This window comes from Robbsia andropogonis, from assembly GCF_000970345.1.
Lineage (GTDB): Bacteria > Pseudomonadota > Gammaproteobacteria > Burkholderiales > Burkholderiaceae > Robbsia > Robbsia andropogonis.
On record NZ_LAQU01000014.1, the window covers coordinates 51,164 to 64,694 of the forward strand.

Genomic DNA, 13,531 nt, shown 5'->3' on the forward strand with positions numbered 1-13,531 from the left:
CTACCTTGTTCTCGTCCGCTCGATCGAGCATCGTCGAAGCGCAACGTCACGTTTTGCTTGAGTGGGGCAGCGCCAGCGTGGTCATTGCCATGATCGCGTGGAGCATCGCGAGTGCGTCAACACTTCGCAAAGGCTTTTATACTCATGGTCTACGCACGAAGGCTGACAGAGCGTGGTCAGGCTTGGCCGTCGTGGGGGCGAAGTCCGCGAGACGGTCGTTGGGCGCCGATTAACGCCCAACGTGAATGCGGAGCATCGATGCAATACGCCTGATCCGATGCGAAGGACCCGACAGCGAAATGCTGATTAGGGTGTCCACGTCGCGTAATCGCGCTTCCCTTCTTTCCACAACGATTGATAGTCTTGGCTACTCTCTAACAGCGCGATATGTGTGCCGTCCGCGACGATGCGTCCGTCCACGACAACCAGGATGCGGGGCATCGCTGACGCTCGTTCAATGCGATGCGAAACGAACAACACCGTCGTATCGCTTCGAACGGTGGTCCTATTCATCTCGATGTCACTTGGTAAATCATTTGATCCTGGGGCGCCAACTTTTGCCGCTAACCATTGCGCACACACGGCGGATTCCGTAACGGGATCGAGATTTGCCGTAGCCTCATCTAGGACCATTACCGCTGCGTCGCGTGCAAAGGCTCTAGCCAGTAAAAGACGCTGAACTTCCCCACCTGACAATGTGGTGCCATTGGGCCCGATCAGGGTGTCGTCGCCTCCGGGCAAAGCTGAGACAAATGAACGCGCCTGCGCGCGCGCCAGTGCAGAGTGATAGACAGCGTTCGGGGCATAAGAAATGTCCTTATCCTTGCCGGTATCGGCAGCTAAGAACGAAGGTTGTGCCCCGCATAGGGATTGTGTTGCATTAGACGTTTGTCGCAGCGTGGGTACGGCGTATAAGACGTTTTCAATAATGGACCGATTGAATAAGCACGCCTGCTGTGGGACAGCCGCGAGATAGTTACGCCAGCATGCCGGTGAGACGGTCCGCAAATCGCGGCCAGCCACTAAAATACGTCCTTCGGTCGGTTCTATGACGCCGAGGACCAGCCTTAGCAAAGTACTTTTTCCTGCACCAGAAGGCCCGACGATGGCAATACGATCGCCAAGTCGAATTGTTAGATCAATGCGGTTCAGAATACGCCGATCTCCTAAGTCATAACAGACCGCTTCGAATACGATGTCCAGTGCTTTGCCGTTCGGCCAGTCCTCGCTTAAAAGGGGGAACGCGGACTTCCCAGGGTTCAGGGCAGATGCAATAGGCATCTGAGCGGCATGGATAGATCTTTCTGGTGCATCGTACGTCGCGGCGACTGTCGACACCGTTGGTGCACCCGCCGCGACTTGTGAGCACTCAGTGGCAGTCGCAGTGTGCGTGTCTGCGTCAATTGGGCCTGAAGGCAGTAAATGTGTGACGCCGTCCACGATCTTGCCCCAATAGCCGAAGTAATCGATCAATCGTTGGCTGAGGTTATGGGTGTAATTGACGACGTGAAGCACGATTCCGACGGACATTGTGAAAAGGGCGAGATCAATGTCGCCCTTGATGAAAAGCCAACTAGCGACGCAGGAAATACTGACGCAGAAGATGGCCATGAAAGCAAATTGCCCCCATCGCAAACGCTCAAAGAATCGATTCGACCGATTGATCGCTTTGCGTTCTATTAACTGGTAACGCGAGAGGTGACGGCGCTCGGTGTGAAGGCCGTTGTTTAAGATCACGCTCATCTGATTCGTCAGACTATCTGTGATCTGAGCATTCGTCTGCGCCTCGCACGCCGCGGCATCGACAATCAGCGATTCCGCCTTTCGGGCAATACGATACGAGACAATGCCATAAACGCAGACCCAAGCAATCATAAAGCAGCCCAAGTACGGCGAGGCCAGGCATAAAGTAAACGCGGCAAGCGTTAGCGCGATCGCCGTGGGCCAGAAATCGAAAAAGACGCTGCCAAGCAGTTGATTGATCGCGACAGCGGTTTCCGTTACACGCTGAGAGATCAGTCCAGGGTGATAGCATGTATGAAAGTCCTGCTTGCGTGAAAGGGCCGTCATATGCAGGCGCATAGCGATAGAATGACGCTGAGGTGCCAGCGAGTGGATGAACAAGGCACCGGACCCGCGTGAGCAGGTCATGTCGACGGTAAGCGTGGAAATGAAGAACAGCAGTGGCCAGCCGATGGTGAATAGGGTTGTTGGATGGGTTGATATCGCATCATTGTTGACGATTTCCGTCATCCGTTGCACAAGCATGCCCAATGCGAGCGGTGCAAGCATGCCTGCAGTCGCCTGTATCGCCTCGAATCCGCCAATCGCTGCATATCTGATGCCGAAGGGGCGAAGCGAGGAATGAATGAAGCACCTCATCCTGGAATGCATGATTAGGTATCCAAAGTAGATGTATCACGTAGTACATCGAGATGCCATCGCATCGATCGATGATCCGCGATCACCGCGAGCGCATCCAATGTGTCAATATGCGTCATGTTGGTAGCTTGCAGAAACACCTGATGCAATGCAGAAATGTGGGTCGCGAGGCTATATCGCGAGAGATAGGTCGAACGCGTCGCAGCTCGGTGCAGGTAATGCAAGTGATGGATGTCGCCGCAGGTCGACGTCGCATGCGACGCCATGCGGTTCTTGCCAGCCGACGCGACGGCATCCTGGGAAAAATCGCTATTGTTCAAGATGTTCTGATTCGACAGCGTGGCGATCTGCGCACTTAAGGCATTCATGTCGCCGCGTGGGTATAGAAAGCCATTTTGGCCGTGAACGATGGTGTCGCCGATTCCGGCAATGTCAGGCATAAGCGGTACCACCCCAGCCGACATTGCTTCAAGCATCGCGAGCGGTGTGCCTTCTGTATCAGAAACCAAAATGAGTGCGTCGATTTGCGCATAGACGCCAGCCATATCCATTCTGTGACGCGGGCCGGTCCAGGTCAGCGATATCGCTGTTTTTCGCAGCGCTGTATAAAGCGCGTCGTGTTCTTCGCCGTCGCCGCAGACGAGCAAGGACACGGGTAGCTTTGCGCGTACGATATTCTCCGCTAGCAGTAAGAGTCGGGATACCTTCTTCTGACGCTCGCATAATCGTCCGACATAGCCGATCGTAAAAAGAGGGGAGCGTTTGATGCGTTGGTCGCTCGGTGCTGCGAAGTCAGGCACGCCGTATGGCACATGTATTGCCCTTATGCCATAGCCCGCCAAGCGATGTTGGCTTTGCGTGCAAACGGCGATCACCGTAGACAATATTCGTGCGTATTTACGCTGCAGATGGAGATAATACGACTCGTCGGTGTGGCAAACGCCGATGACGCGTAATCGAGGGTGAGACGATAATAAATAAGCACCTAGCTTAAATCCATACTCATATTGGTTCGGGACAAGAATATCGATGCGCTGGCCGATCAGGCGGGCATGGACTGGAAGCCAGTCAATGCCGTCTACATCGCACTGCAAAGACCAGTGATCCTCGCTGCCGTGGGGAAAGGGCAATACGATAACCTCATCGAAAGCGCGGAATGCCTCGTTTAAAGGTGTTACGTCTTTTTCATATGCGCCATTGCTTGCGGTTGCTACGTTGCATGGGCTGTGTGCCTTTTCTTCAGCAGTGAGGCAGTTGCCAACGCTTTCACTCGTATCGGGCGCCGGGCTAATGTCTGGTTCGAATTGCGCATGCTGGCTTTCCAACAGAACGGCGACGACGTCGAAGCTTCTAGAGCGATATAGTGCGAGGTCTTGACACCATGATGCGACTCCACCGATTTCGGCGGGACTTTGTAATACCAATCCAACGCGCATGCGCCGTGGTCGTATATGAGGGGAGCTTGACTGTTCGGCACCAGCGGCACATGCGACAACGGGAGGGGAAGCAATGAAGCGTTTAGTTTTCATACCAAGCCTGGGATATGGCGGATGCGAAGAATTTGCTGCACAACTATTAGCGTTGCTGGATGCGGCGAGTGAGCCCGCTATGTCGTGTATGCCAGCGATGCCAGAAACAGCGGAATTTCGCCAGCGCATTGCCCGGATTGGAAAGTATCCGTCGGAGCCGTTTGATTGGCACTGCGGCTGTTCCGCCGCGCCGAATTGGCCAAGCAATGCCGACCAATATAGCGAGGCGATGTCGCTATTGGGGCGCCTTTCCCCTAAGCAAGCCATCGTCGTCTTACCGGATCCGACTGCAGCGTTCGGATTTTTGGCGGCGTGCATTGATCGCGGCATTCCTAGCGTCGTAATTTTCCAATTGTGCGACGCGCCTTTTCGCGCGCCAGCTGCATTACGGCGTCGTGCCGCGGCGTTAAAGCTGGTTAGTGTCTCGGCGGCCGCTCGTAAATGGATTGCCAGCGCGTTCGGTGTAGCGTCGGAATGCGTCAAGATTCTGCCAAACGTTTCCAGACGCGGTGCGGTATATGGCACTCGCCAATTGCCCCGCGCTGGAGTTCCCCTCCTTGATGTAGATGCCGGGTCGGGAGCGGTTGTACCACCACCGAAAGATCCTCCGATGCCTGTTGCTGAAAAGCAGGCCGACGCCGGATCCGCGAGCCATTGCGTGCTCACCGTCGCGCGTATCACTCGGCAAAAGGGTTGGGCCTTATATCCCAGAATCGTGATGTGGGTCAAAGAACGCACACCTGACGTCCAGTTTGTCTGGGTTGGCGATGGGGAGGACAAGAATGCATTGCGGGCAGCATTGGTCCGTAGTGGACTGGCCGCGTGTGTAACGTTAGCTGGCCAGCAATCCCACGTTGGGGATTGGTACCGTTGCGCCGATCTATTGCTACTGCCTTCGATTTGGGAAGGGACACCACTAAGTCTATCTGAAGCGATGCAATGCGGATGCCCGATCGTAACTACCCGAGTGGGAGGCATCCCGGAGATGCTCGACGACACGCAAGCTTGGTTAGTGTCGACAGACTGTACGGGCGACTTGCGCTCGGATAGCGTCAAGGGGAGCGTTGAGCGACTTGGAGCGGCAATTGTGGACGCTTTGAACGATCCAGCGGAGAGGGCACTGCGCGCAAATGCTGCACGCGCGCGATGGAGCACGGCCCACGAAAACGGCCTGGCTTCGTTCGCGTCTTTACTTGACATCCCAATCTCCACGCTATGCGTTGCGGACGAACTGCTCAACAGGCAAGACAGGTAACGCAATAGCGTCTGCGATGGCTGCATCGGTTAGCACGGAAGCAGACATTTTTGGCGATGGTGCTGCGTCCCGCGTCGGTTGGCTACACGCATACGCGAGAAACTCCATCGCACCTCGACCGCCTAGAATCGGCGATGCGCAGCTATTCTCAATCACGAAGCCTTCTTCCGAAAGACTCTCGAATAGCTTGCATAACACAGGACGGATCGCCTCTGTATTCGACTTATCGTGTTCATTGAGTCCTTCATATAGCGGTTTTATAAGAAAGACGATACGGTAAGCATCTGTTGAAAATAAACTGCGGATTTGCGGTAAAGCGGAAGACATGCTGAGATACGACAAATCAGCGCAGGCAAAGTCGATGGCCGGTTGAAAACTCGCGCTTGTCACCGAACCAATATTGGTTCGTTCCATTGATCGTACGCGTTGATCCAATGCAAGGCTGCCGCGTAGCTGTCCATATCCCACATCAACGGCATAAACAAAGGCGGCGCCTGCTTGCAAGAGACAGTCGGTAAACCCACCGGTGGATGCGCCAGCGTCCAAGCATTGCAAGCCGGAGACGTCAAGCTCGAATTTCTGTAGCGCGCGCTCGAGTTTATAGCCGCCTTTACTCGCATATTTCAGGCGCATACCGCGTAAGGAGATAGCGGCATTGACCTTGACACGATAGCCTGTTTGCGTAATGGTTTTCCCGTCCACCACGACACGTCCCGCCATTATCCACCCACGAGCTGTCTGTAATGAGTCGAAGTAGCCTTCATCAAAGATCTTTTCATCAAGACGTTTATTTTCCATTAAATTTGTATAACTAAGTAAAAGAGATAAATCAAATAAACAGACCGTCAATAGACAGTGAATCGAGTAAGTACTCGCATAAATTTTCCAAGTAGACTGTATGGATCGATTGGGCAGTATCGAAATGGAATATATCGTGGTTTATCCATGCGTTTTTAGGCGCTGTTTTTTTTACCCATACGAAACGTGCATTAGGGTAGAGGCGCGATCTGAATGCCGCGGATCGCCACATTGGCGCAGGATTATCGACCAGTAAAATCGTCATGCTCTTTCCCATCGCGCCGGCAAGATGCGCGACCGCAGTGTCTACCGTGATGACGTGACGGACCGAAGCAATCTGCCGGGCGGTGTCTAAGAAATCCTGCAATTTCGGGCGGTAGACGGGTAAGCATGCGCTGTCCAAATCGCCTATTTCCGACAGCATGACATCTTTCTGTAACGCAACCAAGTCGATGTGTTTCGCGAGCGGGAGGACATCTGTTAAGGCTAGGCTTCGTTCTTCGGCATACCCGCTGGCACGCCAGCACAGGCCGACGCGAGGACGCGCATCGGTGCAGTGGCCCTCGTCATTTTTTGAGATAACGGAGCGACAGACCTGCTCCCGAATCGGAATCTTCCGACTACTATCGTCAAATCGGATGTTTATATAAGGAGCGCTTGGGATGTCGCTATGCGGTGTCCCGCTATATCCAGGCAGCGCTAGCAATGAAATATAGCAGTCGTAAATCCTGGGTAAAGGTTCTGTGAATCGGACGCATGGCAGCGATGGAAAGGTAGCGCTGAACAGTGGATAAAGCGATTCTGGACAGTCTAGGGTGATGTCCTGTTGTAAATCCAATTCACGCAAGAATCGGAGATTTAATAGACTATCCCCATAGCCGTCTGCACAATGAACAAGTAAGGCGCGGCCGCGTAGCGGCGTACCATCCCAACGCGGGGTTAAGTAGCCCCTGGGGTAATACTGTAACGCGTACGAGGTATTCCAAAAATGGTGATCGGTGAGGCGGGCCGCATCGCGGTGACGACCTATTGCGCGCAGCAGGTATTCGAGATTCGTATATTCATACCGTGCGCTTGGGTGGCGACGAGCCCTGGTATGCCAAGCGTACGCCGTTGCGGATTGATCTTTTAATAAACAGGCGTCGGCATAAGCGAGACAGGCGGCGTCATTTGTGTCTCTGACATTGACTGCTTTGAAAAAAGCCTCCCGGGCGGCTTCGGATCGGCCTTCCAGGGCTAGGGAATAGCCCAAATAAGTCCAAAGCGTAGCGTTGTGTGGTGCGAGGTCCAGTTTCGCTCTTGCGTAGTCATGGAGCGCCTTGAATCTGCCGGTTGCTAAATGCGCGGCACACAGGGCGGTGTCTATTGCGGTTGATGGCAAGTCTCGCTGCGTCGTTGGCTCGCATTTGGCGTGGTTTTTCATAAAAACCGCTCGTCACATTCGCGCAGTCGGTAAATGCGATCATGGTTGATACGCCATCTCCGCTGCATGGTCTCCGTAGTGGGTGTGTCATTCCATAATGACCCTTTCTCGAACGGAAAGTCCCAATACGGTGTCACCGCGCGATCGTAAGAGACGCCCGCCATATCGTCCGCAAGCTTTAGTGCCGGACATCTATTGCGGATGAGTGCAGCATAAGCTAAGTAGCCGAGACGCGCGTACGCCCATTCCACCGACCATGGGCTGTCCGACAATACGGCAGCCAACGAACGAAATTCAAAGTATAGGGTGCGGCGCGCATAGGGTGAGGCGTTGCTTGGCGAGCGATGAACCACCTTGACATTGTGAATGACGATATCGCCGGCATGGGCAAGGATTGGATGAAACGAGTCGACACGCTCACGACACAGCTTGTCCAATGACGGCTTGTCGAGTGGCCCTAGGCGGTGTGTTCCTGGTATGCATTCGAAAGGGGAGGAAAATGAATCATCCAGATAGATTCCGGCGCTAAATACGCGATGCTGATTACTTTGGTATTTCAGATCTTGATGCGCCGGGACTGGAATGCCGCAATACGGTACTTTTATGATCATGTCCTCCCACGTCAAAAGAAAGGGCGACTGTAATACATGAGCCGCGAAGTTTAGTAGGGTAGGGTGCCCTAGTAGTCGTTTGAATTCCGGACCTTTATCGAGCATGTATTCGATCCGGCATAATGTGTTTCCGTCGACATATTCGTTGTCGACAACAGCGCAGTATTTGACATCCTCACGCAGAAATTTGCTAGCTTCGTTTGAGTTTGCGCTATTCCCTGGTAGCGAACCATGTTGTCCTGCCGGTGGGTGATCGCTTAGTGTCCTTGAGCGTGTGATTACCGCGTCAGTGGCATGCCGTAATGCATCCAGTTCGACCGTACTTATAACACCCGGCAGGTGCACGAACCCATCGCGATCAAGAGCGGCAACCGCATCGGCGAATGGTTGGTGGTGTGGGCTCGCGTTCATGCCTTTGCATCCACTGCGTGGGGCTTTGCCGGTGGAATCAGGCTCGGGTCTGCTTTATCGACATGTCGTAAGCCCTTGACAGCATGTCCGTATGAAGTGTTTGGATCGGATGCCTTTGTTAGCGTTTGGCGCCATTCCGCAATCATTCGGCTAAGTCCTTTTTCGAGTGAGTGCTCTGCTTTCCAGCGTAATAGTGACGCCGCATAGCGCGGGTCGCCGACAAAATGCGCAACGTCAAACGTGCGTGGCGGTGCCGACAGCAATGTCGAGTCCGACGCAGTCAACGAAATCGTTAGAGTCGCGAGTTCGCCGAGTGTGGTTGGTCGACCTGTCACAAAATGGATAGGAGTCGGTGCGTATTCCTGGGAATCCATATGATCGGCCAAGCGTGTGATTCCCTCGGCTACATCGTCGATATAGGTAAAGTCGAAGGTATGATTCGCCCCTTCTATGTGAAGCGGTGCGTTGACGAGGGCTTGTGCGACGAACGCCGGAACCACGCGGGTTGCATGATCCTGCACCGCGCCATACACGTTTGAGAAACGCATGATTGCTGCATGGAGCCCCTTTTGACGTGCGGCCTGAACCAACCCCTCGGCAATCCATTTTGATTTAGCATAGGTGTTCATCGGTTTAGCATCTGCATTTTCTGAAACGGGCATGGCTGATTGCTGCCCGTATATTTCTCGACTGCTCGCATACAGAAACCATGGTCGCCGAGGCGCTGCCGTGACACTTTCCAGCAGGCGTCGGGTGCCTTCGACGTTGACCTCGGCGCAATGCAAAGGATCGCGTTCGGCGTCGATCACGCGCGATACAGCTGCGAGGTGAATGATTCCAGCTATGTCCCTGAGATAATCCGCCGCTGGATCCAAGTCTAGGATGTCTGTCGTTACCGTGGCGAGCCCTTTGCGCACGTCGACGCCGATGACGCTGCGCCCTTGCCGGATAAGGCGTGCTATTACCGCGGTGCCAATCAGACCAGCACTCCCGGTGATGAGGATAGGACGTCTCGCGACAGCCGTTACGGTGCGGTGGGGGCACATGATGATATTCCTAGTAGGCGGAGGGGGAAGCCGTGCACTGCTTTTCCAGTGGTACGCGCACGGGTGAAAAGGACGTCAAGCAAGTCCGCGACGACAGGTAGATCCGTGTCAATATTCGACGCAAGAACAACACGATCTAGATAAAGAACGTCAGGATTTAACGCGCGAACTCGCGCGACGGCTAGAAGACGTGTGCGATACAAGACGAGGCAACAGATATCATCGCCTCCCAAATTGTCGAATAACACGGCGAGCAGAAACCGGTGGTGGCTGTGCTTTACCGAATCGACAATGACGTATTTCGGAGCGATAGGCCCATTCAATGTCGCATCGGCGGAGACCGAGATCGGCGCTGTGACGGAACGTGGGGGATGTATGTCGGTGGACGGTGCGAAGCGTAGCGACGTAGTGCGTCCGTTCCGGCGACGTGATAAAGATTGAATTCTGTCGAGAAGCGGCTCGACAGGACGTGTTTGATGAAGCCATTGCCGTGCCATGGCATATCCGGTGGCCGCCAACCGTTCTCGTCTGTCGACGTCGTGGAGTAAGTCACCGACCAGCGTTGCGAAAGCGCTATCCGAGTCAGCAATGATTACGCCACCGGGTATGGCGAGGGCATCGGCTCCTGCCTTTGTGCTGACCACACATCGGCGATGCATCATTCCTTCAAGCAGTTTTACGTTAATGCCAGAAGCGGCAGGCACAAGGTTAAGAACGATGGTCGCTTGACAATAATGGGGGGTCAGATCGCTTACGATGCCGTGGAGGAAAATGGCAGGATGTACGCGCGTATTGGATACACTGTGTCGTGCAAAGGCGTCGCACACGCTTCCGATGACATCAAGCCTCAGCTGCGGGTAACGTGCGACTAGAACCGGCAAAACATGACGGCAAAAACCCAAGATCCCATTGGTGTTTGCAGGATTGTCTGCGCCGACGAAAAGTAATCGCGTACCGACAGAAGGGGATTGCGGTGCGTCGCGAAGCAACGGCGGAATCGTTAAGACAACCGCACCGGGTGTAGCGCGTCGTACCACGCCGGCGTCTGCCGGTTGAACCGTTAATATCACCTGGGCACGCTGCCAACATCGTAGCTCGTCGCGTCGCGTTATACGAATCCAATCTTCTTCGAGCCCGCACGCATGAAACGCTGCAGTACGTTGATGCAGAATATTGTCGACGTCTAGCACTCTTAGCGTGTCACTCGGCATGCCTGGCAATGTAAGGCAGCGAGATAGATAACTAAACTGGGCTATGAGCGCATGCGGTTTGATGCGCGCGAGGTCTCGCGCGCACAAGGACAAATACGCGTCAGGGCAATGATCGTCCGCGGGTGCGCTCGGGTCTACCCGTTCATGAGATAGCGGCGTATAGACCGACAAACCGTCACAGCGCATGCGCAGCGCGTCGTAATCGGCGACACGTGGCTGCGTCGCATCATGAAGGATTGCCAGGTGCACCTGGATCCCGCGCGCGCGCATAGCGTCTATCAACGACATGACCCTCACCGCATCGCCTTGTACAGGTGGCCAACATCCGCCATGCGTGCAATAGAGAACGCGTGTCGTCGTTGCCGTGTTTACATCGGATTGATGTTTCATCGCCGCTTCCCTGTCTTGACTTATTCGCGCTGTCCTGCAGATGACTGGTAGACCCGGACGAGTGCCTTTGCCTCGTCTTCACTGGTCAATGGATATCGGCAGTTGCCGGCACGGTCTTTTATCCGGTCACGGTGTTCGATGCAATGTGCCATTGCCTTAGCCCACGCTATCGGATCACCTGGGGCAACGAGCCAGCCATTGATTGTGTCGCGAACCCACTCGGGAATACCGCCTATGCGTGAAGCCATTACAGGCACACCGTAGCGTAGTGCGAGCAGCATCACGAGCGGCGCATTCTCGGACCATAGCGAAGGAAGGAGAACGATATCGACGTCGGCTAGAATTTGCGCAATATTATCGGGGTCGTAGGCACCACATAACGCGATGTTGGGATGTTGCGCCGCTGATCGGTGGAGACTGTGATGATAGGGACTATCTGCCCATTCTCCATAGATCTTTAACGTCCAGTTGCGGGTGTCCGGGCTCATTCGCGCCGCGGCATCGACAAGTAAGTGCACTCCCTTGTGTGGATGTATATGGCCAATGTAAGCAAATACGAGGCGTTGATCTGGAGGGTTACTGTTTAGCGGGTATGCGCCGATTGCCACTTCTGCCGTAAGACGCTGGGGCACGCCAAGACGATGAACGTGGATTTTCAAGGTTTTCTCGTGCTTGTTAGTGGTGCGGAGGTAGCGCGCTGCAAGATCTTGGCTAGGCGACAAAAGGACGTTAGCAAGCCCGAGGCTCTTGCGGGTGGCTTCCCGCATCGTTGCCAATTCGTGGAGTGAAACCCCTGAGGCATCATGGTCTTCCATCCAGTCTTCAAACCAATCCTGAGTAAGTGTTGATCTATGGGTTATGCATGTTGCACATTGCGACGCGTCGACGATCCCCGTGCATCGATTCCCGCTCGACTCAATCAGATTCACGGTCGGGCAAATGAAGTAGTAGTCATGCAACGTTAAAATTATAGGAATGCTTGATTTATAGGCGGCGAAAAGCGGAGCAGGCGTTATCCTGAATCCGCCTTGTACGTGAACCGCTACAGGATGATGGTTTTTCAATATGCTGGTGACAGCATCAAAAACAGCTTCATTAAAGAAATGCGTTCGTGGCTGTGCCATATACAGCGCGTCAATTTGGAGCCAGTAATAGGTAACGCCTTTCTGCAAAGTCGAAGTCAGTTTCTGTCTTTTAGGTATAGGATTCGTGAAGTCGATGATGGAGAGAACGATAAGGTCCTTTGAAAGTGCCCCCAATGCTTCTATTAGCCACTGAGAGTACACCTCTACGCCACCGCGAAAACGTGGCGGGAGGTGTGGGCAAACCAGTAGCAACGGCCCCGTAATCATGCAAATCCAGACGGTTGATGCACCCATAAGCAGGAGCAGCAGTGGCAGACCCTGTCGCACGCCTGGCCCTTCTGTGGTGCAAGTAGATTGAGGTCGTAACCGGTGTAGAGATTGCCGATCTCCACTTCCTCTCGGCAGACTGCGGTGATCGATCCGTCTAGACGCACGTTCAATGCAAGAAATGGCTGACGCACATCCCAATGGTCTTCGAAGAATGCGGGCGCTGCCCATCCCTCCGATGAGGCTGCGGCGATGTCGTTTCTATAAGCCTTAAAAAAGCGTGAGTCGAAATGAAATAACCGACGCATCGCCGTCCGATGACCGGCATTTCGATATTGTTTGGCAAGCGCAAGCATCGCCGTGATGTTGTTCGGTGAGCACATCAGTTGAAATAGAACAGGAATACGATGCGCATTCGCGATTGTTGTCGTTTCGATAATGTTGCGCCGTCGTTCTGAGGTCGCGTGGCTTTCGTCGTGCACCGATATAGCAAGCCAGTCGTTTTTCGAAAATGAGGGTGCTAACGTTTTCATCGAACGTGGCAGGCTAGCATTGGTTTGTATCGCTTTCGGGACGTCAGGAAATCGAAGAAAAAGCTGTTGTAGTAAGTCGCGCTCGATAAGCGGCTCGCCGCCTGTAAAGATTAGAGCGTAACCGGTTTCTACTTGGAGGCTGGACAGGGCGGTGACGAAGTTCGTCGCGTGCGCAGCACGAGCTGATTGGCGGTTACGTCCGTCAAGGCAGTAGTCACAGGTGAAATTACAACGGCCGTTTAAGTAAACCCAGATAATGCCTTTATGGCTGGACGACGCGGATCGTTGTTCGTCTGTTAAAGAGATTACCTTTCTTAGTAAAGCGTTTTCCTGCCGCGAGGTAATGGAGCAGGCCGTGATCATAGATGAAGACATCGTGTGCCTTTGCGTGCGGCGCACGTGTAACTACAGGCAGTTGATGTGTGCGCGATCGACCTCATTGTGTCGCTCAACAGAGAAAACACAACTGAGGGTATGCCTCGATATGCGTTGCCGTTTGGATTTGCGCTTCATCCGAAGAGAGGCGTTAATGCAATGACGGACGGTGCGAAAGCGTCTTTCCTACTGGGCACGTCGGCAAACCGACGAGG

General features: G+C 54.0%; 11 protein-coding genes. 2 read left to right on the top strand and 9 right to left on the bottom strand.

What is annotated here, in order from left to right:
• Positions 1–306: 306 nt before the first annotated feature.
• Both WM40_RS14215 and WM40_RS30130 read right to left on the bottom strand, forming a co-directional pair.
• A complete protein-coding gene (locus WM40_RS14215) occupies positions 307–2,394 on the bottom strand; it encodes an ABC transporter ATP-binding protein (protein ID WP_082102756.1) in 2,088 nt (695 codons plus the stop codon).
• Between the two features lie 2 nt (positions 2,395–2,396).
• Positions 2,397–3,182, bottom strand: coding sequence for a glycosyltransferase (locus WM40_RS30130; protein WP_157685799.1), 786 nt, complete (start codon positions 3,180–3,182; stop codon positions 2,397–2,399).
• 207 nt (positions 3,183–3,389) lie between these two features.
• On the opposite strand from WM40_RS30130, the gene WM40_RS30135 reads away from it, so the two are divergent.
• Together WM40_RS30135 and WM40_RS28785 are read left to right on the top strand one after the other, a co-directional pair.
• Positions 3,390–3,551 (top strand): hypothetical protein, encoded by a 162-nt coding sequence (locus WM40_RS30135; RefSeq protein WP_157685133.1) that lies wholly within the window; start codon positions 3,390–3,392, stop codon positions 3,549–3,551.
• A gap of 340 nt (positions 3,552–3,891) precedes the next feature.
• Positions 3,892–5,166 carry a glycosyltransferase family 4 protein gene (locus WM40_RS28785; protein ID WP_082102761.1) on the top strand — a complete coding sequence of 425 codons (1,275 nt, stop codon included), beginning with the start codon at positions 3,892–3,894 and terminating at the stop codon, positions 5,164–5,166.
• Here WM40_RS28785 and WM40_RS14230 read toward each other — a convergent pair.
• Genes WM40_RS14230 through WM40_RS30145 form a run of 7 tightly spaced genes read right to left on the bottom strand, consistent with a single transcriptional unit; the run spans position 5,125 to position 13,316 of the window.
• A complete protein-coding gene (locus tag WM40_RS14230; RefSeq protein ID WP_052738327.1) occupies positions 5,125–5,964 on the bottom strand; it encodes a TlyA family RNA methyltransferase in 840 nt (279 codons plus the stop codon). The genes WM40_RS28785 and WM40_RS14230 overlap by 42 nt on opposite strands.
• A 31-nt stretch (positions 5,965–5,995) precedes the next feature.
• Positions 5,996–7,387 carry a tetratricopeptide repeat protein gene (locus tag WM40_RS30140; RefSeq protein WP_157685800.1) on the bottom strand — a complete coding sequence of 464 codons (1,392 nt, stop codon included), beginning with the start codon at positions 7,385–7,387 and terminating at the stop codon, positions 5,996–5,998.
• Complete coding sequence (locus WM40_RS14240) at positions 7,384–8,409, bottom strand: phytanoyl-CoA dioxygenase family protein (RefSeq protein ID WP_046153172.1); 1,026 nt, start codon at positions 8,407–8,409, stop codon at positions 7,384–7,386. Before WM40_RS14240 ends, WM40_RS30140 begins: the two co-directional genes overlap by 4 nt.
• A complete protein-coding gene (locus tag WM40_RS14245) occupies positions 8,406–9,455 on the bottom strand; it encodes an NAD-dependent epimerase/dehydratase family protein (protein WP_052738328.1) in 1,050 nt (349 codons plus the stop codon). Before WM40_RS14245 ends, WM40_RS14240 begins: the two co-directional genes overlap by 4 nt.
• A complete protein-coding gene (locus tag WM40_RS32500) occupies positions 9,434–11,056 on the bottom strand; it encodes a glycosyltransferase (RefSeq protein WP_046153173.1) in 1,623 nt (540 codons plus the stop codon). The genes WM40_RS14245 and WM40_RS32500 overlap by 22 nt, the downstream gene beginning before the upstream one ends.
• A 20-nt stretch (positions 11,057–11,076) precedes the next feature.
• Positions 11,077–12,408: a glycosyltransferase gene (locus tag WM40_RS14255; protein WP_046153174.1), complete on the bottom strand. Its 1,332-nt coding sequence runs from the start codon at positions 12,406–12,408 to the stop codon at positions 11,077–11,079.
• A complete protein-coding gene (locus WM40_RS30145; RefSeq protein WP_157685801.1) occupies positions 12,405–13,316 on the bottom strand; it encodes a radical SAM protein in 912 nt (303 codons plus the stop codon). The genes WM40_RS14255 and WM40_RS30145 overlap by 4 nt, the downstream gene beginning before the upstream one ends.
• Positions 13,317–13,531: the final 215 nt, after the last annotated feature.